Raw genomic sequence first — 23,223 nt, 5'->3', positions numbered from 1 at the left:
GAGATGAGTTTCTCAAAATGCAAATAGATTCGAGAAACGAATTAGCAAAATGCGAAATATCGGTGGTAAATAGATGTTGGTAAAAGAGCAAATTAAAAGGTTACTTTATTTGGCGCTGTACGCTCTGTACACCCGCGCTAAACTATTTATGATCCCGCTATGCATTGTACCTATTGTCGTTTTCGTTATGTCAGCAACTGCACAAAAGCAATACATGAATCATGCAACAATTTTAATTGAAGAATCTGCATTACTAAATCCTTATTTAGATGATTTATCTTTTTCTTTTCAATTGTCTGACCGTATGGCCGCACTTCGCACATTAGTAATAAGTCGTAAAGTCTTGATTACTGTAGCAAGGGAAACTGAACTAATTAATGAAAACTCAAAGCCAAAAGAAGTTGAAGAAATACATCAAAAATTAGCAAAAGCGCTGTCATTATCCTTAATTGGCGATGAATTAGTACGTGTTAATTTTACTTGGCATGACCAGACACAAATGAAAGCAGTACTGGAAAAAATCGTTGAGAAATTTATAGAAAGCTTGCTTGCACCAACTAAAGCCTCACTTGATACATCTGAGCAATTTTTTTATCAACAGCTAGTGAGTTTAAGAGATGAACTGGAACTATCTGAAGAGTTGCTTGCTCAATTTAAAGCTAAAAATAGCAGCACGTTACCAGCCGTTTTACACAGTAACCGTCAGACATTTGATAAATTACTATCAGATCAGCAACAGAAATCTATCGTACTTTCAGGGGCTAAAGCTAAACTTAAAGCACTGATGAACAAAATGGGACAAGCAAATCCCATTCTTGGACGAATTGAAGAGAAAATAATTAGAACTGAATCAGAACTGAGTACATTAAGATCACGCTATACCGACAAACACAGTAAAGTTGTTGAAAAAAAAAGGGCACTTACGAATCTTAAAAACCGACAGCAGGCTTTACTTGAAACCAGTAAAGAGGTTGATATAGAGAACATCGATCAACTTTGGCAAATGGTTAATACCTTACCCACAGATAAAAATAACGAAACCAGTGTTTTAGTTTCACAACTTTTAGCACTTGAAGAGGCAAAGAATCAAGTACTTCAGCAAGAGCAGGAATTCGAGATGCTTTCTGAGCAAGTTGAACTGGTTAGCAATCGGCTATTAGTAACAAGCGATGTTGAAAAGCAATTAAGAAAATTAGAGCGTGACTATGACGTGAAGCAGTCACTTTATAAAGACATGCTGAGCCGTTACGAAATGGCCAAAGTCACGGGTAAGTTAGTTAAATATGAAGGCCCGGATAAAGTTAAAAATATCGAGCGGGCATATAGTCCTACTCAGCCAATTAATACTTCACTTATTTTATCAAGTATCGTGGGAGTGTTTCTAGGCATTTTTACAGGTATAGCGAGTGTGTTCGTTGCTGTACTTTGTGATAGTAGATTGAAGGATATACAGACAATTGAAAAGCTAGCATGTTGTGAAGTCGTTACAGTATTACCAATTATTGATAACGATTTTGAGTTTGAACACAGTGATCAAAATATGGTGAAAGAGGGTGAATTATCATGAGGGTTATGCACTTAGTACAACATCTTAAAATTGGTGGTCTTGAAAAAATGGCTGTCACTTTATTACAAAAAAGTCGTTATAGCCAAAGTAGTATTATTGTCGCTTTAGAAGGAGATAAAGACACCGCTATAGCTTCGTGGCCTGAACTTGCTGAGCTTAATCAACAAATAATCTGTTTAGACAAACAACCTGGCTTTAAACTGGATGTTGTAAACAAACTAGTTGAGTTAATTGAGCAATACAATATTAATGTTATTCATAGCCATCATATTGGACCAATGCTTTACGGAGGTCTTGCCTGTGTTTCTGCTAAGAATAACCAACTTAAGCACCTATCGACAGTACATGATGCATGGTATTTAAATAACTTTAAACAACGTTTTATTACTAAAGCGCTAAATAGTTTATCAAATGTACACTGGGTTGCCGATGCAAAAGTTGTTGCTGATGACTTCCATTCAAAAACAGCCATTAACACAGACTCAACTATTTTAAATGGCGTTGATTGCTGTAAGTTTTCATCAATTGACAGTGATCATGCACGATATGAATTCAGCTTACCTAAATTTGCAACACTCATTGGATGTTCTGCACGTTTAGAGGAAGGTAAAGGACATAAAGATCTAATCATGAGCTTGCTGGATCTTCCTAGCGATTATCATTTAGTTTTTGCCGGTGATGGGAGTTTAAAAAGCACATTAAATGCTTTGACTTTGAAAATGGGTTTACAAGAACGGGTTCACTTTCTAGGGAACGTTCAGAATATGGAAGTTTTTTATTCCAGTATTGATGTTATGTGTTTGTTTTCACAACGAGAAGGACTGCCATTATCTATATTAGAAGCTATGGCATGTGGTAAACCTATCGTTGCCTCTGATGTAGGTGGTATTCATGAAGTAGTAACCCCTGAGCAAGGTATTCTAGTGTCTGCATCAGAGCCTCATAATTTAGCTCCCGCGTTGATTAAAGCAACAACTCTAATAAGTGGTATGCCAATTCGAAATCATGTTATAGCTCTTGCAGACGCTAAGGGAATGAGTAGCCAATACGATAACTTATATGCAGGTTTGACAGTTTAAGGAATAAAAAATGGAAATATTTATGGTTATCTTCATTTTGTTGGTGAGTATCGTATTATACCACCACTTAGGCTATCCATTACTACTCAGGTTATTAAAACCAGAGCTTGCTTCGCAGCCTCAAGATAAAGCGACAGACAATACTGCGGTAAATACGGATGAATTACCCACTATTGCAATATTAATGTGTGTTTATAATGAACAGGCACATATAAGTGAAAAGCTGCATAACCTTGCTTCTTTACTTTATCCGACAACAAAATTTGATATACATGTCTATTTCGATGGTTGTACAGATAATAGCTTTGATTTAGCGCAAAAGGCTCAAGCATCTCTTTTTGATCAACAAGTAAACTGTTTTTTTCATGTAAACCCAGATAACCAAGGGAAAATTAAAGGTATTAATACCTTAATAAATATTGCTCGTTCACAATACGATATTTTATTGTTTTCAGATGTTAGCGCATTACTAAGCATTGATGCATTAAATAAAATCGCAAACCAATTTGAAGACCCTGATGTTACCGTGACCACCGGGCTATATACACTTGATGAAGCAGCGACAAATGAACAAAAAGGTTACTGGCAATATCAAAATAAACTTAAACAGATGGAATCTGAACGTGGTGCTGTAATTGGAGTGCCTGGTGCAATGTTTGCGATGAGATCTGATCATGCATTTGAGCTTGAGAATGGAACAATTAATGACGATTTTGTCTTATCTATGCGAGCTATGCAAAGTGGCGGCAAAGCAGTCATCGATAAAGATATTGTTATATATGAATTGGACTCGGATCAACAAGCACAAGACTATGCTCGTCGCGTGAGGTTGGGGGCTGGTAACTGGCAGCAAATAAAATCTTTAATGTCATTGCTCAACCCTAGGTTAGGCTGGACGTTTATTAACTTTTTTTCGCATAAAGTACTGCGCGGGGTGATGCCGCTAATCTTAGCTGCAATTTATATTACCGTTTTTTGTGCTGCAATAGTTATCCATGCACCTTGGGCTATATTAATAAGTACTGGAATAATAACGATACATAGTATTGACTTTATAAAACGCCTTTTTAATGTGCAAAAAAAAATACCCATTGTCGACAAAGTTATCTATATCATCAATAGCTATTTTATGGCGCTCTTAGGCATTATTAAATATGAATTTGGTAGTTTTAATAAGCCATGGCGACGTGTAAATACATTATCGAAACAAAAATTTCCGGTAGTTAGAGTTATTAAGCGAGTAATTGATATCATTGGGTCAATTGTTGGGTTAGTTCTTGTGCTTCCTATTCTGCTTACTACAGCCATCGTTATTAAATCAACGTCGAAAGGGCCTGTGCTATTTAAACAATTTAGGGTTGGTGAAAGCACAGATACATTCGTCTCTTTATTCAATGTTTATAAATTTCGCTCGATGGTTGTTGATGCTGAAGCTGTAAGTGGTGCTGTCTGGGCTTCGAAAGATGACCCTCGGATAACGCCGGTTGGTCGCTTTATTCGTAAAACCCGAATTGATGAATTGCCGCAATTGTGGAATGTATTACGAGGCGATATGTCTTTAATAGGCCCAAGACCAGAAAGGCCTATATTTTACGGTAAATTAGAAAAAGAAATCCCATACTTTTGTCAACGAACTTATGGCATCAAACCCGGCATATCAGGCCTTGCGCAAGTAATGAATGGTTATGATGAAACCTTAGAAGATGCGAGAAATAAAATAGGGTGGGATTATGCCTATGTACTCAGTTTATCGTCGCCAATGTCCTGGTTAAAAATGGAAATATCAATTTTAACTAAAACTTTTATCGTTGTTTTTACTGGGAAAGGGCAATAAAGCCGCCAAACAAGTTCGCAAAATGCAAAGGATGACTATAGTTATGTTGCATTTTGCGTATTTATTTTCATTCCTTAATCTTTATCATTTATATATCAATAAGTTAAACATTGGCACTTAAGTTGTACTATATTTAATTAGCTAACAACATAAAGGTTAATATTATGACTTCATCAACTAATGCAAATAGCGATATTCAAATTATCGCACTCCCCACAGATTTCTCAGGCCTAACCGTCGATACATTTAAAGATCAATTTGAGCAATTAGCTCACAGTCCTGAACCGCAGATTATTTTAGACTTCTCTAAAACTGAATTTATTGATTCATCAGGTATTGGTGCGATGGTCTTTTTATATAAGCGCATTGAAAAAAATGGACAAAAACTAGCTTTGCTAAACGTATCAGGGCAACCCCATAAACTGATGAGCTTGTTACGTGTAGATAAAACAATTCCATTTATCGAGCAGTCTGACGTAATTTAAGGACAAACTATGAATTTGAAGCACATAATATGTTTAGTTTTAATAATATTAATGGGGGGCTGTGCTTCTTGGCCAGATGAAGGGCAAGGTGGATGGGCTGAAAGATATCAAAATTACCCGTTAACGGATGAACAAGAAGATAGGATCTTCCAATCAGAAGAAACCCTCGTTATTAGTGAATTTGAGCACCAAGTACTAAAACTTGATTTACTTAAAGCTCAAGGGATTCAACAATGCATGCCAGGACAATTGCTTAGAGCACAAATCTATGAAAATCGTATTAGAAGATTAGTGTCTGCACAAATGTGGCAAGACGCAGAGCATGATTTATTAATACATCATCATGCTCTAACACAGTTGAGTAATCATTTTGAAACTGTAAGCAAAATGACATCTTGTGCGGGTGTAAAAGTTGAGGCTCAAGAAAAAGCAACACGGTCAATTAGAGATCAAATTAAAAACCTACTTAACAGTGATAATCAATTTGCTGTTGATGATTTTCAAATTACGCCTAAATACATGGCCCAGCTAGCACAGGCATCAGACTTAATTAAACAAGTTAAAAATATATCACTATTACTAATTGGTCATACTGATGAATCCGGCACTCGGAATGATAATTTTGAACTGGCACTCAAAAGAGCAGAAACAGTAAAGCATTGGCTTGGTATTTATGGTGTGAATCCTGAATACATAACAACCCTAACTCAAGGTAATCTAAAGCCTTATAGTAGTGATGCTGATTCATTTTCTAAACGCCACTCTGACAGAAGAGTCGAAGCGATTGTGATTGATATTACAGCAGATGATGAATCTACCAACCCTAAAGCTAAATCTTTATCTAATTGGACCAAAATATTAAATGGTCCGAAGGAGTATTAGTATGAAGTTTATTGTGATCATTTTAACTATTCTATTGAGCTATTCTAGTGTTTGCTTAAGTAATGAAAATGCTGAAAATAACACTGGAAATATTGAAGTGGGCAATAAATTATTTTTGTATTTACCTGGAGAACCTGAATTCGAAAATGTATTTGAAGTTAATAAAGACGGCACCATTTTATTACCTGAAATTGGTAAGGTGATTGTTATAAATAAACAAGTAAGTCAAGTTGAAGGTGAGTTAAAAACGCTCCTAAGCGATATTTATGTGGCAATGGAAGATTTTTACGTGGAAGTAAGATCTCGTAACATTATTATCAATGTATTAGGTTATGTTAATACTCCCTCACAAGTGAGTATCCCATTTGATGGAAATATTCAAATGGTTATATCTGCGGCGGGGGATTTAAAACCAGGGGCTCAGTTAGATCGTCTACAAATTCGTCGAGGTGAAGAAGTTATAGAGTTTAATTACAAAGCGTATCTTGATTCTGGTAATAGCAAATTACTGCCGAAACTTAAAAGTGCAGATACAGTATTTGTGCCAGTATCGCCATTACTTGGTAATGTACAAATTGACTTTGACGCACAAACATTAAGTGCATCTGGTGACGCAAGCGATAACAGTGCAATTACATTATTAGGAGAGGTTCATAATCCAGGAAGTTTCTCTTTCAAAGAACAGATGAGCGTACTAGACGCTTTAATGAGAGCTGAAGGGGTAACACGTTACGCTGATGTAACTAAAATCCGTGTAATTAATGATAAAACGCCCATAATTTTTGATTTGAAAGCGTATCTTGATAAACCTAATAATGACACCATGCCTAGGTTAAAATCAGGTTCCACTGTGTATGTCCCTATTATGGTTGATGATGTAAATACAACTTCACGCACAGTATATATAATGGGTGAAGTACAAAAACCTGGCGCTTATGAGGCAGCTGACAGCACTAATTTTTTGGATATATTAGCTAATGCAGGTGGACCAACTCGTTTTGCTGAAACTCGACAAATTAAAATTTTAACACCTGATGGGGAAAGTATTCTTTTTGACCTTCAAGGTTATAGTGAAGGCTTAACGTCAGTAACAGTACCAGATTTGAACCCAGGTGATGTAATTTTTGTTCCAGAAAAAACAGATCAAAATGAAAAAAGCTGGCTTAAAATCCCACCCAAAAGAGCAATCAAAATTATTGGTGCTATTACATCCCCAGGTCGCTATGAATGGAGCACAGAGATGGACTTCACCGATTTACTAGCGCATGCGGGGGGGCCGACTAAAGGCGCAAACATTAATGATATAAAAATTGTCCGAAATGGTGATGTGACACAGCGCTTCGACTTAGAAAAATACACAATCACAGATGGCCAATTAACATTACCTCAATTAATTGCTGGTGACACAATTATTGTTGAAGAGTTACCCGTCGATCCTGGAAACAATAAGTCACAGTGGATACGTCAAGAATCTAGCAAGTCTATTTATATAATGGGTCAAGTTGGCTCTCCGGGTCGCTACGCATTTAATGACAACATGCACTTTATTGATATTTTAGCTGCGGCGGATGGTCCAAACGCAAACGCTGATCTTCGTAACATTAGAATCACCCATCGAAATGGCAATACAGCACGTGTTAGTAAACTTGACCTAGCCCTGTATTTTGAGACTGGCGATGAAACATTGTTTCCGCACGTTTTACCAGGCGACACCATATTCGTTCCAGAAAAAGATAAAGATTGGTTGCGTACTCCCAAAGAACAAGTAGTTAGAATTATGGGGGCTGTTCAAAAACCTGGGCGTTATACTTTTAATGACACAATGAGTATTCTTGATGCACTAGCCGAAGCTGGCGGTCCTTCAAGTTCGGCATTAATTGATAAAATAGTCGTTGTAAATCACTCTTGCTGCAAGGAGCAATCTAGGGTATTTGATTTAGAAGCTTTTGTTAAAAACCCAAACTCCGTAAATTTACCTGTATTGCGAGCGGGCGATACGTTATACGTACCTGATAAAGGTCAAGACTTACTTAGCCAATTTAGATCCAACTTTCTTGATTTTGTAACAATAATTGCATTAGTGGTTGGCCTATGAAACTAATTCCTGTTCAATATCAAGAGCTCGAAGAGGTGTGTAATGAAATTAATAGCCACCAAGCCCGATGCATAACTTTTATGTCATTATCTGGCGAAGAAGGCTCATCATCACTATGTGCAAGTATTGCAAGACGTCTTAATGCACAAGGAGCAAAAGTTTTAATCATTGATTTAAACCCGTTACATCCTTTTCAAATAGGGAACTCCTTACCATCTCTTAGCAACGAATGGTGCTTCAGCGACATTTCATGCCAACTGAACATTGTTAAGTATCAGCATGTTGACTTGTTGACGATGCAAAATTTAAGTGAAACTGAATCAGTCAAAAACAAGCAAATATTAAACGATGGAATTGATAGACTAAAACAAGAATATGACTATATTTTACTTGATATGTCACCTGCATTAAAACGAAACAGAGGGAATGTTCCATTGCATGCGCTTAGTTTATGCTCTGACTTAACACTTCTTACAGTTGCTTTAGGTGTGAATGATGAAGAATCATTGTGCAGTGCTGTTAAGAATTTAAAACATGCGGCGCATAAACATATAAGAATAATTATTGGCCAGCATAAATTTGCACCACTAGGCGTTAGAATGATCGCTTCCTTAAAAGCAAGGCAGCATAAATGGCCACGACTTACACGTTTTTTAATTAATAAAATTAACCGCCAGCAATGGTTATTTCATCCCTATTGAGCCAATTATGGATACATTATATCAACGAAAGTTCACATTACAGTGGTCAGCAGTAAGCGAAATACGCCAAGTACTTAAACATGTTTTAACTGCTTTATCGGTACGTAATAGCGATATAGATTCTGCCGGTTTGGTGAGTACGGAATATTTAACAAATCTAATTCGTCATAATATGAGTGATGTAATAGAAAGCCTGACTTTAAAGATATATCGCAGCGATGATAAAAAAATTACTTTAGAGTTCATTGATAATTTAGAGCCATATGATTTATTCGCTAACAATGATTCAAACTGGGATATAGGGAGTGGGGAACTTGTTGAAGGGGGCATGGGAGTTGCTCTTATAAGGCATTACTATCCTAAAGCGTCATATCGTAATTATGAACAATACAATTATTTCTCATTTACATTACAGAATATAGATAAGCGTCCTACGCTTATTTATATAGATGATGATAAAAGCCAACTCGCTTTGTTAGAGGCCTACTTAACACCTTATTTTCAGGTTATCACCTGTCTTGATATTGAATCAGGTTGGCAAGCAATTTTAACATCGGGCGCCACTATTTTATTACTCGATCACAAGCTAAAACAAGGCACATGTGAGCCGCTGCTAAAGAAATTAAACCAATCAAATTTAAAAATGCAACTATCAGTAGTGATGCTTACAGGGGATGATAGTGAAGAAGTTATAAGAACAATTAATCACCTTGGTGTTGATGATTACTTAATTAAGCCAGTAAAAAAGATGCGCCTATTACAAAGTATTGAGCGCGTTATACATCGTTTCTCGGCTTTAAAATATTATACATCCGATAACCAAACACCAGCAGTAATTGATATTGAAAATAATAGAAAAGCCCGTGTTTTTGGTTCAATAACGACCAATAATGGGGGGGATTTTTGTATGCTACCTGAACATGAACTACAGCCAATTGTATTGGGTGATATGATGGGACATGGCCTTCAGGCACTAAAAGAAAGTTTTGCTGTTAAAGGGTTCATAAGTGGTTATTTATCTAGTAATCCATCTCTTACCTCATTATTACCAAGTTTAAACAAAGCGCTTTATGATCAAAAAATATGTAAATCAAGCATAGTTACATTACTGATCGCCTTTATTAACAATAATCGCTTTTACTGGCTAAATGCAGGCCACCCATCACCAGTTATAATTACTAAAAAAGGGGAGATAATTGATTTAAAAGGCACAGATCCATTATTAGGTTTGTCAAAAGATCATCATTATAAGTTGTTTGATTATCCCATGGACGATATTGAGCATATATTACTTTACACTGACGGGTGGCTAGAGAATAGAGAAACTCAGCAAGATGATATTACTTCACTGCGTGTAAATTTGCCTGGGGGGGAATTAGCGCATAATGAATACGCAGAACAGCTTTGGCGTAGTACACAAGTATCGTTAACAAAAGAGATAGATGATGCGTCTTTGATAGTAATTAGCTAGCATTTTACTATTAGTGTTTACAAATCTACCTAATACACACTAAGCTGTAGTAAGAGATCCTATATTCTGTAGTTGGTTGTAACCAAAAGGAAGTACTTTATGCCCCCTAAAGTTTTAATAATAGAAGATACAGAATCTTTAGCACTTATGTACCAATCTTATTTAATTCCGACAGGTGTTAATACAAAGATTGCTCATACGGGTCAACAAGCGTTGGATGCCCTCGATGAATTTCAGCCTGATTTAGTTATTTTAGATGTAATGTTACCTGATATGAATGGCTTAGATATTTTATCTTCTTTTAGTACGGAAAATTCACCTCAAGTTATTGTGTTAACTGGCCATGCGACAAAAGAAATGGCTATACAAGCGATTAAGTTAGGTGCTAGTGATTTCTTAGAGAAACCTATTGAAGCAGATCGTTTTCGAATCACAGTTAATAATGCATTAAAGTTAAAAGCATTAAAACAAACAGTCAAAACTTATAAGACAACTTATGAAAATGGAAAATATTTTGATTTAATTGGTAGCTCTCGTGTTATGCAATCTGTTTATCAGATAATTAATTCTGCATCGGTCAGTAAAGCAACGGTATTTATAACTGGCGAAAGTGGAACCGGTAAAGAATTATGCGCAAAAGCCGTACATTTAGCATCGCCTCGATCAAATAAACCTTTTGTAGCGTTGAATTGTGCTGCAATACCGAAAGATTTGATCGAAAGCGAAATTTTCGGCCATTTAAAAGGTGCATTTACCGGCGCAATATCGAATAGAGAAGGTGCAGCTGGCCAAGCGAACGGCGGAACTCTATTTTTAGATGAACTTTGCGAAATGGATATCAATCTGCAGAGTAAATTATTACGTTTTATTCAGACTGGATGCTATCAACAAGTTGGCAGTGAGAAAGAGACAAAAGTAGATGTACGTTTTGTTTGTGCAACGAATAGAGATCCATTGCTTGAAGTAGAAGCTGGGCGTTTTAGAGAGGATTTATATTATCGCTTACATGTAATTCCAATTTCATTGCCACCTTTAAGGGACCGTGAGAATGATGTAATAGAAGTTGCAGATGCATTATTTAAAAAGATCAGTAAAGAAGAAGGTCGCGTTTATAAAGGTATGTCTGCTGAAGTTAAAAGCTTATTTGAACGCTATGAGTGGCCTGGAAATGTAAGACAACTCGAAAATACTATTCGTAATATAATAGTCTTGAATAATGCCGAGTTTATTGAAATAAGTATGATCCCAATTTTTCCATCTACATCGCCTATTCATAACGCGGTTAATAAGCTTAACAGTGTTTCGCCTTTCAATCAGCATGAGCACATAAATGAAGAGCTAAACAAACCGGCAAAACTAAATGATAAAAACCAGATAGAGCCGTTATGGGTTGTGGAAAAACGCTACATCGAAACTGCAATTTCAATTTGCAATAACAATATCCCAAAGGCTGCTGCATTGTTGGATGTGAGTCCATCGACTATTTATAGAAAAATTAAAGGCTGGGAAGAGTCCGCGGTAAGCTAGTTTTATACGCCTGTTGTAATAAGTTAAATTGTAGATCGCCACAAAAGCGCGGTTTAGCTGATATTAATGCTGCGTTTTTTATTTTATTAATTTCCACTGAGCTCTGCTTGCTTATTAAGTTCAATACTCGATACATCTCTTGAACTGTATGATTCTTGAGTAAATAACCAGTAATGTTATTTTCAATAATGTTAGGTACTTCACCAACTGGCGTACTGACTACGAGAACATTATTGGCAATGGCTTCAATCAATACCATAGGTAAACCTTCTTCCAAAGAACAAATTAATAAAACATCGATAGTTTTCCATATTTTATCCTGGGGTTGTAAGCCATGGTAAGTTAGATAGCTAAGGTTCAGTTTGTCTTTCATTGGGCCTTCACCAAATAGATGAAACTGCACACCTAAGTTGTTTTTAAACATCTCTGAAAGTTGAGTAAATTTATCTGGTGCTTTTTCGTAAGATAAGCGCCCAACATAGCCAATATTCAAAATGCCGCCATTCATTTTTTGTACGTTAGATGACTTAAATTCAATAAAATTTTCGAGTAATTGTGCTTTATATATTTTGTTTTTTATAAGTGAAGATACAGCAAAATTGATGGAAAAATAGCTCATAAGGGTATCAAACTGATTATATAACCATACTTTACCTTTACCAGCTTCTCCTGCATGATAGGTAGAAACACAGCGCTTACCATGTAATTTGCAAATTAACTTACCGTATATACTCGCTTTGTAACCATGTGTATGTAAAACCGTATTTATATCTATTTGATTTACTAATCTGGCTGTCGTAGTGTAGCTGCCGTCCGAAAATGTATAGCTGATGTTAGCGTCATCTAGAAGCGCGTAAAAAGGTTCATTGTTATGATCTTGAATAAATAAAACTGTCGATGTTATCTGGTTTTTTTTTAAAAGTTTGTTAAGCTCAATTATATGGGTTTCTACACCACCTAACAGTGAAGAATCTATTAACAACAACACTTTATAATACATAACACCTCCAAGGAGTAGGAATGATCGATAACACTGTATTCTCGCAGCTCGAACAAGATGTTGGCCCTGAACTGGCAAAAAAATTATTACAAGTCTATGTTACAGAGTCTAAAAAAGTAATCGATAACCTAATAGACCCAACAAAACAGCAAGAAATAGAAATTAATGCGCACAGCTTAAAAAGCAGCAGTCTAAGCTATGGTGCGCTCGAATTAGGCAAGCTTTGCGGCCAAATTGAGGTCAAAGCAAACGAGCGACAATTCGACTCTCAATTAAGCAACCTGATTTCACAAGCTGAGCATCAAAGTATTACCACCTTTAAACACGCAGAGCGACTAATTAATGGTAGTTGATGTACTGTGATCGTGCATAGGTATCTTTAGAATCTCTGAAAATACCTGACTCAGCTGGCTAATATCATGCTGTTGGTCGTTTACTTTAATTTCTTCATTAAAATGGAGCAAAATATCGTTAATTGCTTCCGCAGAAATACTTAAGTCACAAAACTGATAATCAAGTTGGGTTTCTAGCCAGTCTACGCCATTTAATGGTATATTTTTCATAACACTTTTTTCTGTAGTGATGTTTTCAATAAATATTCTGCATGCCGATGTTTTTTTAATTGCATCGGCTATTTCAGGAATTAGCAAAGAAGGCATAACACTTGTTATTAAGCTACCTGGACCAATTAGAACAAGATCAGCGTCCATAATTGCATCTACTGAGCCTGGGGCTGCTTTTATGTTTGATGACAAACTGATGGTATTCGGTATCTCTGTAAGAGCATCTATTTCACATTCACCGACTATACGTTCACCGTTTTGTAGTGTTGCGACTAAATCTGTTGGTTGATCTGACATTGGATAAATTGTCTCAGCATTTCCTAACATTGCATTAAACCAAGCTACCGCTTCAGTTGGTGATTCTGTCAGCTGAGTCAGCCCTAATAAGGTTAAGTTACCAAGACTATGGCCATCTAATTCACCACCATCAAACCTATGTTTGAAAATAGAATGAATAAGAGACTGATCATCCGTCAATTGTAAACAACACCTACGAATATCGCCTAATGCTACACATTTTTGGGCCTCTCGTATCCGTCCAGTGCTACCACCATTGTCTGTAGTAGCAACAATTGCTGACAACTGACTGCATAATGGTCTTATTGCACTTAATACCTGCGCTAAACCATGGCCACCACCTAAACATACTATCTTCATAATTTAATCACCTTAATAATGTTGTTTATATACAGCATTATTTATTCCATGATTAAGTTACTTTGTAAGCTAATGAAAATTAAAGAACAAAATTATTAAACTTAGTGGATAAAAACAACAAGAGCATCTATATTTGCAATGTGCAATGCATATTATAAATAGGTGATAAGTGCAAATAAAAAACAACTATAGCTCAAGTAGACTCAAAGACGATTTAGCACTTTTAACAACCAGCAAGGATGAACAAGATGCATATGACAACTTAAAAAAAATTCTTTGTAATTATATAGATTATGATGAGTGTGCCATATTAGGAAAACAAGGTAACAGCTACTCTGTACTTTATAGTAATTCTACCGTTCTTAAGGTTAATGATTTAATAGATAGCTCCGAATTATTTTATCCAAAAGGATCACGAATAAAAGCTGACGCTGTGAAAGTTAATGCACTTTATGAGGTTACACATCGTGATTTTTTAGTCTTTACTTGTGTATTAAAAGAATGCTGGTATCAATTTATTGAGCTTCAGCTTATCGACATTTTATTGCAACAGTTTTTTTTATTTATAAAGCACTCTGCAAGTACAAAAGTAAAAATGGATATTTCACAATCCTTGCTTCGAGATTACTCACTACGCAGCGACTTATTTAAAGATTTTGCAAGTGAGTGGTTCTGGCGTACTGATACCAAAAATATATTTTTAAATGTACTGAGCAATGATAATTATCATAAGATTTATCATAAAAAATTTACTAATAAAACCTTTGATGGAATTGTGACTGGAAATGAAAAAAAACAGCACAAAAAATGGCTTCAGTTTAATCACTTATTAGTGTGTAAAGAGGAGTTCCTTGACTTCGAATTCGAGATAGATAGCGACCCAAATGCATGGGTTTCCTTAAGTGGAAAGCCACAATACGATCAGCAAGGAAATTACATCGGCTATTTAGGTATCGCTAAAGATATAACCGTTGCTAAAGATAGAGAGCAAGCTCTGCAGCAAGCCAAAGAAAGAGCCGAAGAAGCGAGCACAGCTAAATCTCTTTTTTTAGCTGTGATGTCTCATGAAATCAGAACACCCATGAATGCTATTTTAGGAATGCTAGAGCTGCTGTCAGATACTGAGTTGACCCAAAAACAAACACGTTGGTTAAACTACGCCAATAGTAGTGCAGACTTATTATTAGGTATTATTTCTGATGTCCTTGATTTTTCAAAGATAGAATCAGGAACCGCAGAGTTGGAGCTTAGACCTACGAATGTTGCATCATTAGCAAAAAATATTGCGGCGCAATTTTTAATTACCGAGAAATCTTCATGTATTGTTTTTAATACAGATATCTCACCTACACTACCTAAACTCGTGTTAATTGATGATATTAGATTAGGACAAATTTTATTTAATATTCTAGGCAATGCGTTTAAATTTACAAAAGTAGGTACTATTCACTTACATGCATTTTGTGCTGAGAACTATTTAAAGTTTGAGGTGAGTGATACTGGACAAGGTATTTCTAATGATAAGATAGATTCAATTTTTGATGCATTTAATCAAGCTGATAACAGCGTAAACCGAGGGCAACAGGGCATAGGCTTAGGCCTAACCATAACGAAGAGTTTGATTGAATTAATGAATGGAACTATTAATGTTGATAGTGTTTTAAATATAGGAACAACTTTTTCAATTAGCATACCTTACCAGATATATGAAGAAGTTGACCACAGCACAGATAAGGAGTTCACATTAAAGTCGCTGTCTATTTTAGTCGTCGAGGATAATACAACAAACCAAGTTCTTGTTAAGGCCTTTTTAGAAAAGTTAAATCATGATGTTACACTAGCGGATAATGGGCAAGTGGCATTAGATAAATTAAATGATCAGCAGTATGATTTAATTTTAATGGATATGATGATGCCTATCATGGATGGGATAACTGCGACAAAAATAATTCGCAATAAATTGGGGCTAAATATACCTATATTTGCCTTAACTGCCAATGCATCTAACCAAGATAAGGTGACTTGCTTAGATGCTGGAATGGATAAGGTGCTTACTAAACCTATACGCTTTCATGATTTAAATAAAGCGCTCAAGACGTACTTTACTCAGTAATATATGATAACGGTACTATTTAAGGAACTTACTATAACAACATGGCTGCAATCCAACCAAATATAAGAAGTGGAATATTAAAGTGAATGAAGGTTGGAACCACTGAATCCCAAATATGATCATGTTGTCCATCAACATTCAAACCGGATGTTGGCCCAAGTGTTGAATCTGAAGCAGGCGAGCCGGCATCGCCTAAAGCACCGGCAGTTCCCACTAATGCAGCTGTAGCCATAATTGAGAAATCTAACTCTAAGCATAAAGGAACAAATAAAGTTGCAATGATTGGCACGGTCGAAAATGAACTACCAATTCCCATTGTGATCAATAAACCAACAAATAAAATTAAAGCAGCGGCTAATGGTTTATTTCCATCTATAATAAGGGCTGCACTTTGAACTAAACTGCCAACATCCCCCGTTGCTTTCATAACAGCAGCAAAACCTTGAGCCGAAATCATAATAAAACCAATCATGGCCATCATAGCAACACCTTTACTAAATACGTCGCTATTTTGTTCCCACTTAACCACCCCGAATAAACTAAAAATCATTACACCAACAAGCCCGCCTAATATCATCGAACCACTGACATTTTGAGCCAGAAGAGAAGCTAAAACAGCAGTGACACCCACGATCAAAACTTTTTTAGGATGCTCTATAATAACGTTTACTGCATTTTCTTCTTCTTCATCTTGTTTATAAATACGGCGCTTTTTATAACTGAAGAACACCGCAATGAGTAAGCCAAAGAGCATACCGCAAGCCGGTATAATCATTGCCATTGGCACTTGGGTATTAATAATTTCAAGGCCATTATCTACAAGATTTTTATGCAAAATAGAATATAAATAAATACCACCAAATCCATAGGGTAGAACCATGTAAGACGTCGCTAGACCGAATGTCAAAATACATGCAATTGCGCGTCTATCTAGTTTTAATTTATTAAATACCACAATAAGGGGAGGTATCAAAATTGGGATAAAGGCTATATGAACAGGTACAAGGTTTTGTGATGATATCGCGCAGACCAATATGATAAATAAGATAAAATAGCTAAGTAAATTTTCACTTTTGCCGCTGTTATCGTTCACTTTTTGTAATAGTTTTGCTGCTAAAATCCTTGTTAATCCAGATTTAGATATTGCAACTGCAAATGCTCCGAGCATCGCATAGCTCAAAGCTATTTCTGCGCCGCCAGAGAGGCCAGCATTAAAAGCATTCAGTGTATCCGTTAACCCAAGACCCGCAGTTAGGCCTGCCACAAGAGCACTTAAAGTCATTGCAACAATCACATTCACCCGCGCTAAAGTTAGGCCTAGCATCAAAATAACGCCAATTACGACTGCATTCATTGTTTTCTCTTTGTTTTTGTTTTAATTAATTTTACCAGATCTGAGCTTCGTTTTTTACGATAAGCGCTAAATACTAATTGGCGATAACGGACATCACTATATAGTTGCTTGAACTGCTCTATATAGTTGCTTTTTTCAGGAAGTGCATATGAAGCGCGTTGTAAATACAGTAATGGGGTCTCATTTGACTCAGGTTTAATATTTTTTTTAATAAGCCATTGCTCTATTTTCAGATAATCATTAACAATAGGATGGGTGGATGACTTAGATGAATAAGGCCAACTTAAATAAATAAAATAGCCAATAAATATCAAGGTAACAGTTGCTAACGCTATCAATGCAATTTGCCAAAGCTGCTTATTACCAAAAATGTCTTTTAGGAAAGAAGATTGCTTTTGTTGATCAAAGCCTAACACCCAGCTTGTCCATTGATAATCGAGGTTTTCAAGTTTTAACCTTAACCAATTAAATCCGGCAATATTACTTAAACGCAGTAAACCAAACCCTAGATTACTGGTAAATTCATCACTAAGTGATTGATGTTGCGAGAGAGAGCCATTTAATCGTTCTGGTGAAACAACAGCAGTAGCATCAAAAATGGTCCAACGATTTTTGATATAAACTTCAACCCAAGCATGCGCATCATATTGGTAAACACTCATATAACCACTTTTTATATTATATTCACCACCTAAATAACCGGATACAACACGTGCAGGTATGCCTATAGATCTAAACATAAATGCAGCAGAACTCGCGTAATGCCCGCAAAATCCGCGCTTATTCGAGAATAAGAATTGATCGAGCGTGTTATCTCCAGTCATCGGATCCGGTGTTAAGGTATAGCTAAACCCATTACTGGAAAAGTAGTTATACATTGCACTGTAAAAGCGTTGTGGATCATTGTCATTAGCAGAAAATAAATTTTTAGCTAAAGATTGAGTCTGCTGGTTTGTATTTTCGGCTAAATCAATTTGTATATTTTGCAAGCGTTGCCAGCGAGATATAGGCATTGATGATAGTGGGGCGCTTTTAACGCTGTAATTTATACTGTTGCTTAAAAATTGGCTACGAAGTAATAGGCCATCTTCAGTAACTTTAATATCGCCGTGCTCAGAGGTCGCCACTGCTAATCCATATAACCAAGGCTGCGAAGACGGTTCTGCGAATATCTGATAGCGCTGTAATGACTCATTCGCTACATTATGCTTAATCGGTTTATGAGTTTGTGTTTGTTTTAAAGTATCAGATATCAGCCACGTTTTACCATCAAACTCATCATGGATAATTGCCCGCCAATAATAGGGGCCTTGTGGTGGCTTTTCATCATTAAATTGAGCTCTAAAAACGAGTTCATCTGAATTTGATAGCTTAGCAATATCGAAAGGATTTACGCTTTCAGACAAACCTGTTTTAGCCAATTTAGGTCCAGGCAATTGCCAAAAAGCGGGAAGTTTAGGTAAAAATAAGAGTAAAAAAACAGCGATAGGTAATGCTAAAAGCAGCAATTTAGCACTCTTTTTTGATGCTACTTTCAAGTTATGCTTAGATTCAATAAGGGCTAAGACAGAAAAATTTAGAATATAAAGTGTACTAATTATCAAGGTAGCTAAAATACTTTGTGAGAATAAATAAACGGTAGATAAACTAAAAAAGCTTAGCAATGTGATGGTTTGATAATGCTTTTTAGTTGTGGCTTGCAACAGTTTAAACAAGCTAGATAAAATGAGCATTGCGACAAAAAGCGTAACGGTATCGCTAAAACCCACATCATAAAAAAGTACAAATAAGCTCAACGCTGCAAGTATATTCGCAATAACAGCGTTAGGTTTATTTCTATTGGATAGAATGGTTACCCCATTCCAGATACATAAAGCCACTAATAATGAATTGAATACCGGTGGCAACTCCGGAAAAATAAAACATAAAACCACGCTGTAGATGACACAAAGCGATAAATTGATCGCTTTGTGATTAGGAATTATGTTCATTTTCAGCCTTCGTCAAGTTTGAAAAACGACTAAGGGCTTGTAAGCAATTTTGCATATGCTCTTTACCTTGGCTAATGGAATAGTGTGTTGAGGCTAATTGTAATCCAAAGGGCACACCTGAATCATGCGCGTTGCTAATTAAAAAACTTAATTGTTGTAGCCGAAATTCGGTACTTCCTTTAAGTTGGTTAAAATCAAAAATTTGGCTGTCGGATGAAAAGCTAACAAACTCCTTCATCATAAGCTGTTGAGTTTTTGCATAATGCTTCCAAGAAATTCGTTGCATCCCCATGCCAACTTGATGAGTGATTAAACTATCAAATTCATCAGCACCATTTAGATGTTTATTATTCCCATCATTGGGGGTTTGATTATTTGTCACTACAACGTCTTGCTGTGGCTTTTGCTGTTTGGGATAAACAAAAACATTTAACGAAACCTGCATATAACTCCAGACTGATACTAAGCCAAAAGGGTAGCGACTTAAAAACTTCAAACGATTAAGTGAGTATTCGCCTCGTGTATTAAGGCCTAAGTCTAAGTGAGTTATGCATTTTTCAGAGGTAACTTCATCAATTGTAGAAAGCAGTTTACCTTCGTAAAAAATCTGTAGCGCTTGGCAATTTTTTTCAGTATGGATTTGTAAAAGGAGTAAAGCAGAGGAGGGAGCATAACTAGAAATATTTTTTATATATTCAATGGTTAACCCTTTTGCATTACTGTAAGCCATTAATAATGAAAGTACCATAACAACGAGCATAAGATAAGCCATTGCTAGTATTAGGTTATTTTGATAATTAATACCAAGGACAAAGTTAAGTAACGTTACTAATAAAAAACCAGCCCCCATTTTAGAGGGCAAAATATAAATAGTATTATGTTTTAGTATTAAACGCTCGGTGTTGTGTTTTTTCTTTAGCAATGCTTTAAATACAATCGTTTTTAGTTTATACCAAATTGAAATACGTTGATTTTTTTTATTCTTCATAAATTAAAGTGGCACATTAACAGCATTTAATAATTGGCTAATTTGTTGATCACTCATATCATGTTGCAGGCCTAAGCGATGCTGCGCAACACTTGCAAAAATAGCTTGAACATCATCTGGTGTAACAAAATCTCGGCCATCAATAAAAGCCCATGCTTGCGATGCTTTTCCAAGTGCAATGCTGGCTCTAGGAGAAAGTGCGTTTGCAAATTTATTATCTGTTCGTGTATAAGTTACCAATGCTAAAATATAATCAACTACAGGCGCACTTATCGTCACAGCTGTTACTTGTTTTTGTATCTCTATTAACTGTTGTGGAGCAATACGTACAGGTAAGCCATCATAATCTCGATTGTTAGTACCGAGAATTAATTTACGTTCAGCTTCCTTTGGTGGGAAACCTAAGCTTATTCGCATAAAAAAACGATCTAATTGAGATTCAGGCAACGGATAAGTACCTGATTGATAAGAAGGGTTTTGAGTTGCTATAACAAAAAATGGTATGGGTAGGGCATGTTTCTCACCATCAATAGTAACTTGGTTTTCTTCCATTGCTTCTAATAAAGCACTTTGTGTTTTTGGTCCAGCACGGTTGATTTCATCGGCTAAAACTACCTGGCTAAATATAGGTCCTTTATGAAAAGTAAAAACGTGTTCGTTGGAATTAAATATACTTGCACCAAGTATATCTGAGGGTAGTAAATCACTCGTGAATTGGACTCGCTGATACGATAGACCAAGTACCGTAGCAAGCGCGTGTGATAACGTTGTTTTTCCCATACCGGGTAAGTCTTCTATCAACAAATGTCCTTGGCTAAAAAGACACGTTAATGCCAATTTAATTTGTCGTTGTTTTCCAAAAATAACCTGTGATAAATCTTTAATAATTTCGTTTACAGAGCTTTGCATAATAACCTTAAATTAGTTCCAAACGTTTCATTACCGTATCTACTTTTTTAGCGTTGAAGGGTTTTGCAATAAAACCTTTTGCGCCAAGTTCCCACGTATTTTGTACATTTTCGAGACTATTGTGGCCAGAGCACATAACAACATGAGTGTGCGGATAATGATCATTTAGGTACTCAAGTATTTGTGTACCATCTGTATCTGGAAGCTCAATGTCGAGGAAAATAACATTAGGGGACTTTTCATCAATGACTGATTTTGCTGATTCAAAATCTCTACTTTCAAGGATATCTTCAAATCCTAGTTCAGTTAAAATTTGATTTAAGTAGTTACGAATATCCTGAACATCGTCAATGATTAGGATTGGTTCTAGCGGGCGCACAAATTCCATATTGTTTACTTCTTATTACGTACAGCTCAAATTGTATTTTCAATACTATGCTAAGCGATAGATAACCTCAAGAAAGATACGCTAATAAAGTAACTTTAATGAAATAGGACTAATTATAAATCAGTCCTATTTAAGTGATTATAGTAAACAGAAGTGTGAACTTATGGTCTAGAATAATAACAGTAACTAATAAATAATTTTTAGTTCAACTAATATTATAACTATTGAGTTGATGTTATTTAAAATGTATTAAATGTCCGATACCGTCTAGTATTGGACTTATCACAAATCTACACAATCCCCTGAGATAGTCATTTATTGATAGCCTATAATTTATATTACAGTGTAAGTGAAAAGGGGTGAAAACCCCTTTATTTATAATGAATTACATCAGTTCACAAGTTTGACAACTCGTCATTTAATCACAATGTTTATCCATAATTTCTTTTGTTAAACGGTTTTGGTCTTTAAAAAACTCTGCACTCCAAAATTCACATAATTCTAAGAATTTCCGATTATCATTTAAAATTTCTATCTGACTTGAAATTGCTTTTCTCGCCATATTAATATGTTTATGACGTGAAATTTCAATATCATACTTTTTAGTATAGTAACTTGGTTCATTTACAATAATAAATTTATAAGTTAACAATAGAGTTAACCCAGCAAAAACAATAGTTAAGTATAAAAAAAGATATTTCATTAAAATCAACTCCCTGTGCGCTCTGAAATTTCACCAATAATATCCAGTAACTGAGTTTGTAAATCAGATAAGTATTGGTCTTGAGTTTTGTTTTGCTCTTTAAGTTTTTTATACATTCCTTCTGATTCACGTGCTGACCATTTATAACGGTGGACTAATTGAACGTCTGAAGCGCGAACGCCACCCCAAGGAGTGGACATTGTATGATCGTGAATAGAGATTTTGCAATCAGACCACGGACCAAAGTCGGGAAGATAACCCCGATAGATGATATTTAAAAGCTTTTCAACAGGTTTACTTGCTTTACCAGCTTTCAAATACCGCCTTATTTGCCGTTCACTTACACCAAGTTCTTTAGCTCCTTTAGCATAATCATAACCAAAAAGTGATAAATATTGTCTATGAAATTCTGATTTAAACATTGTGATTTTTACTCCTTTTAAAAAAATCACAATGCAAAATCATAGTTTAAACTCCGATTGGTTTATCAAGGGCGCAAGCGCGGTATCGAGTAACTAAGGGCAGGGGTTGCGCTGCGCTTGGTTACGACCGACAAACATTAATGCTAAATTAGTATAAGCGTGCGGTCTACATGGCTAAAGCCATAAGTGATAGGTTCGTATGCTTAGCTAAGTACTGGTACGTAATAAGTTACGTACAACTAAACAGCTTTTTTCATACGACCCGTTTTAACGTTTCGCGCCATAAAAGGGATATGGTCAGGGTTATCAATTAAGAACTCTATCATTTGCTTTATCTCGACTTCTGAATCATCAGGTATCCAAAGAGTTATTTTCTTTAAGCCTTTGTCTTTTTGCTTTTGTTCGTACTTTTGATTTCTAGTCATAGTGTCACCAGTGACGTGTCTTTTATTAGTGTATATAGATTAAACAAGCCGCTGCGCTCAGGCTTCGCT

Annotated in this window: 21 protein-coding genes; 11 read left to right on the top strand and 10 right to left on the bottom strand. The window is 35.8% G+C overall.

The features are described from left to right. The first annotated feature begins 73 nt into the window (after positions 1-73). From A7967_RS04790 to A7967_RS04750, 9 genes are all read left to right on the top strand, one after another. Positions 74-1,567, top strand: coding sequence for a GumC family protein (locus A7967_RS04790; RefSeq protein WP_054453546.1), 1,494 nt, complete (start codon positions 74-76; stop codon positions 1,565-1,567). A 5-nt stretch (positions 1,568-1,572) separates the two neighbouring features. Continuing rightward, the gene (locus A7967_RS04785; protein ID WP_244507090.1) at positions 1,573-2,646 is read left to right on the top strand and encodes a glycosyltransferase; all 1,074 of its coding nucleotides are present in this window, start codon (positions 1,573-1,575) and stop codon (positions 2,644-2,646) included. Between the two features lie 10 nt (positions 2,647-2,656). Further along, complete coding sequence (locus A7967_RS04780; protein WP_054204581.1) at positions 2,657-4,480, top strand: sugar transferase; 1,824 nt, start codon at positions 2,657-2,659, stop codon at positions 4,478-4,480. 164 nt (positions 4,481-4,644) lie between these two features. After that, entirely contained in the window at positions 4,645-4,965 is a 321-nt protein-coding gene (locus A7967_RS04775; protein ID WP_054204582.1) for an STAS domain-containing protein, read from the top strand. Between the two features lie 9 nt (positions 4,966-4,974). Then, positions 4,975-5,847: an OmpA family protein gene (locus A7967_RS04770; protein ID WP_244507089.1), complete on the top strand. Its 873-nt coding sequence runs from the start codon at positions 4,975-4,977 to the stop codon at positions 5,845-5,847. Between the two features lies 1 nt (position 5,848). Next, complete coding sequence (locus A7967_RS04765; RefSeq protein ID WP_064435460.1) at positions 5,849-7,942, top strand: SLBB domain-containing protein; 2,094 nt, start codon at positions 5,849-5,851, stop codon at positions 7,940-7,942. Beyond that, entirely contained in the window at positions 7,939-8,643 is a 705-nt protein-coding gene (locus A7967_RS04760) for an AAA family ATPase (protein WP_054204584.1), read from the top strand. The genes A7967_RS04765 and A7967_RS04760 overlap by 4 nt, the downstream gene beginning before the upstream one ends. Before the next feature lie 7 nt (positions 8,644-8,650). Beyond that, on the top strand, positions 8,651-10,114 hold the full coding sequence (locus A7967_RS04755; RefSeq protein ID WP_054204585.1) for a SpoIIE family protein phosphatase: 1,464 nt from the start codon (positions 8,651-8,653) through the stop codon (positions 10,112-10,114). A gap of 99 nt (positions 10,115-10,213) precedes the next feature. Further along, positions 10,214-11,641, top strand: coding sequence for a sigma-54-dependent transcriptional regulator (locus tag A7967_RS04750; RefSeq protein WP_054453558.1), 1,428 nt, complete (start codon positions 10,214-10,216; stop codon positions 11,639-11,641). Here A7967_RS04750 and A7967_RS04745 read toward each other — a convergent pair. Next, a complete protein-coding gene (locus tag A7967_RS04745) occupies positions 11,610-12,641 on the bottom strand; it encodes a glycosyltransferase family 4 protein (protein WP_054453560.1) in 1,032 nt (343 codons plus the stop codon). The genes A7967_RS04750 and A7967_RS04745 overlap by 32 nt on opposite strands. 20 nt (positions 12,642-12,661) lie before the next feature. On the opposite strand from A7967_RS04745, the gene A7967_RS04740 reads away from it, so the two are divergent. Continuing rightward, positions 12,662-12,994, top strand: coding sequence for an Hpt domain-containing protein (locus A7967_RS04740; protein WP_054204588.1), 333 nt, complete (start codon positions 12,662-12,664; stop codon positions 12,992-12,994). Here A7967_RS04740 and A7967_RS04735 read toward each other — a convergent pair. Then, the gene (locus A7967_RS04735; RefSeq protein WP_064435459.1) at positions 12,977-13,861 is read right to left on the bottom strand and encodes a gluconeogenesis factor YvcK family protein; all 885 of its coding nucleotides are present in this window, start codon (positions 13,859-13,861) and stop codon (positions 12,977-12,979) included. The two genes, A7967_RS04740 and A7967_RS04735, sit on opposite strands and share 18 nt — an antisense overlap. Before the next feature lie 169 nt (positions 13,862-14,030). On the opposite strand from A7967_RS04735, the gene A7967_RS04730 reads away from it, so the two are divergent. After that, positions 14,031-15,974 (top strand): response regulator, encoded by a 1,944-nt coding sequence (locus A7967_RS04730; protein WP_054453564.1) that lies wholly within the window; start codon positions 14,031-14,033, stop codon positions 15,972-15,974. Positions 15,975-16,005: 31 nt separating this feature from the next. Here the strand turns inward: A7967_RS04730 and A7967_RS04725 are convergent, their stop codons facing one another. The 8 genes from A7967_RS04725 to A7967_RS04690 form a co-directional block, all read right to left on the bottom strand. After that, positions 16,006-17,328 (bottom strand): Na+/H+ antiporter family protein, encoded by a 1,323-nt coding sequence (locus A7967_RS04725; RefSeq protein ID WP_054204591.1) that lies wholly within the window; start codon positions 17,326-17,328, stop codon positions 16,006-16,008. Further along, positions 17,325-19,319, bottom strand: a complete 1,995-nt coding sequence (locus A7967_RS04720; protein ID WP_054453570.1) for a transglutaminase TgpA family protein — start codon at positions 19,317-19,319, stop codon at positions 17,325-17,327. Before A7967_RS04720 ends, A7967_RS04725 begins: the two co-directional genes overlap by 4 nt. Then, positions 19,303-20,307 (bottom strand): DUF58 domain-containing protein, encoded by a 1,005-nt coding sequence (locus A7967_RS04715; protein ID WP_064435458.1) that lies wholly within the window; start codon positions 20,305-20,307, stop codon positions 19,303-19,305. The genes A7967_RS04720 and A7967_RS04715 overlap by 17 nt, the downstream gene beginning before the upstream one ends. A 3-nt stretch (positions 20,308-20,310) precedes the next feature. Continuing rightward, positions 20,311-21,216: an AAA family ATPase gene (locus tag A7967_RS04710; RefSeq protein ID WP_064435457.1), complete on the bottom strand. Its 906-nt coding sequence runs from the start codon at positions 21,214-21,216 to the stop codon at positions 20,311-20,313. Between the two features lie 7 nt (positions 21,217-21,223). After that, positions 21,224-21,604: a response regulator gene (locus A7967_RS04705; protein ID WP_054204595.1), complete on the bottom strand. Its 381-nt coding sequence runs from the start codon at positions 21,602-21,604 to the stop codon at positions 21,224-21,226. Between the two features lie 418 nt (positions 21,605-22,022). Further along, positions 22,023-22,307: a hypothetical protein gene (locus A7967_RS04700; RefSeq protein ID WP_064435456.1), complete on the bottom strand. Its 285-nt coding sequence runs from the start codon at positions 22,305-22,307 to the stop codon at positions 22,023-22,025. Between the two features lie 5 nt (positions 22,308-22,312). Then, positions 22,313-22,729, bottom strand: a complete 417-nt coding sequence (locus tag A7967_RS04695) for a hypothetical protein (protein ID WP_064435455.1) — start codon at positions 22,727-22,729, stop codon at positions 22,313-22,315. 239 nt (positions 22,730-22,968) lie between these two features. Continuing rightward, a complete protein-coding gene (locus tag A7967_RS04690) occupies positions 22,969-23,154 on the bottom strand; it encodes a hypothetical protein (RefSeq protein ID WP_064435454.1) in 186 nt (61 codons plus the stop codon). Between the last annotated feature and the right edge of the window lie 69 nt (positions 23,155-23,223).

It is taken from the genome of Pseudoalteromonas neustonica, from assembly GCF_001653135.1.
In the GTDB taxonomy this organism is placed as follows: Bacteria; Pseudomonadota; Gammaproteobacteria; order Enterobacterales; family Alteromonadaceae; genus Pseudoalteromonas; species Pseudoalteromonas neustonica.
This window is presented reverse-complemented; position numbering and strand designations above follow the sequence as displayed.

What these genes read in the sequence shown, in the direction of transcription:
- A7967_RS04770 (WP_244507089.1), top strand. Translation starts at nt 4,975, where the DNA reads ATGAATTTGAAGCACATAATATGTTTAGTTTTAATAATATTAATGGGG.
- A7967_RS04785 (WP_244507090.1), top strand. Translation starts at nt 1,573, where the DNA reads ATGCACTTAGTACAACATCTTAAAATTGGTGGTCTTGAAAAAATGGCT.
- A7967_RS04720 (WP_054453570.1), bottom strand. Translation starts at nt 19,319, where the DNA reads ATGAACATAATTCCTAATCACAAAGCGATCAATTTATCGCTTTGTGTC.
- A7967_RS04735 (WP_064435459.1), bottom strand. Translation starts at nt 13,861, where the DNA reads ATGAAGATAGTATGTTTAGGTGGTGGCCATGGTTTAGCGCAGGTATTA.
- A7967_RS04725 (WP_054204591.1), bottom strand. Translation starts at nt 17,328, where the DNA reads ATGAATGCAGTCGTAATTGGCGTTATTTTGATGCTAGGCCTAACTTTA.
- A7967_RS04750 (WP_054453558.1), top strand. Translation starts at nt 10,214, where the DNA reads ATGCCCCCTAAAGTTTTAATAATAGAAGATACAGAATCTTTAGCACTT.
- A7967_RS04695 (WP_064435455.1), bottom strand. Translation starts at nt 22,729, where the DNA reads ATGTTTAAATCAGAATTTCATAGACAATATTTATCACTTTTTGGTTAT.
- A7967_RS04755 (WP_054204585.1), top strand. Translation starts at nt 8,651, where the DNA reads ATGGATACATTATATCAACGAAAGTTCACATTACAGTGGTCAGCAGTA.
- A7967_RS04705 (WP_054204595.1), bottom strand. Translation starts at nt 21,604, where the DNA reads ATGGAATTTGTGCGCCCGCTAGAACCAATCCTAATCATTGACGATGTT.
- A7967_RS04715 (WP_064435458.1), bottom strand. Translation starts at nt 20,307, where the DNA reads ATGAAGAATAAAAAAAATCAACGTATTTCAATTTGGTATAAACTAAAA.
- A7967_RS04780 (WP_054204581.1), top strand. Translation starts at nt 2,657, where the DNA reads ATGGAAATATTTATGGTTATCTTCATTTTGTTGGTGAGTATCGTATTA.
- A7967_RS04740 (WP_054204588.1), top strand. Translation starts at nt 12,662, where the DNA reads ATGATCGATAACACTGTATTCTCGCAGCTCGAACAAGATGTTGGCCCT.
- A7967_RS04745 (WP_054453560.1), bottom strand. Translation starts at nt 12,641, where the DNA reads ATGTATTATAAAGTGTTGTTGTTAATAGATTCTTCACTGTTAGGTGGT.
- A7967_RS04790 (WP_054453546.1), top strand. Translation starts at nt 74, where the DNA reads ATGTTGGTAAAAGAGCAAATTAAAAGGTTACTTTATTTGGCGCTGTAC.
- A7967_RS04710 (WP_064435457.1), bottom strand. Translation starts at nt 21,216, where the DNA reads ATGCAAAGCTCTGTAAACGAAATTATTAAAGATTTATCACAGGTTATT.
- A7967_RS04760 (WP_054204584.1), top strand. Translation starts at nt 7,939, where the DNA reads ATGAAACTAATTCCTGTTCAATATCAAGAGCTCGAAGAGGTGTGTAAT.
- A7967_RS04765 (WP_064435460.1), top strand. Translation starts at nt 5,849, where the DNA reads ATGAAGTTTATTGTGATCATTTTAACTATTCTATTGAGCTATTCTAGT.
- A7967_RS04775 (WP_054204582.1), top strand. Translation starts at nt 4,645, where the DNA reads ATGACTTCATCAACTAATGCAAATAGCGATATTCAAATTATCGCACTC.
- A7967_RS04690 (WP_064435454.1), bottom strand. Translation starts at nt 23,154, where the DNA reads ATGACTAGAAATCAAAAGTACGAACAAAAGCAAAAAGACAAAGGCTTA.
- A7967_RS04700 (WP_064435456.1), bottom strand. Translation starts at nt 22,307, where the DNA reads ATGAAATATCTTTTTTTATACTTAACTATTGTTTTTGCTGGGTTAACT.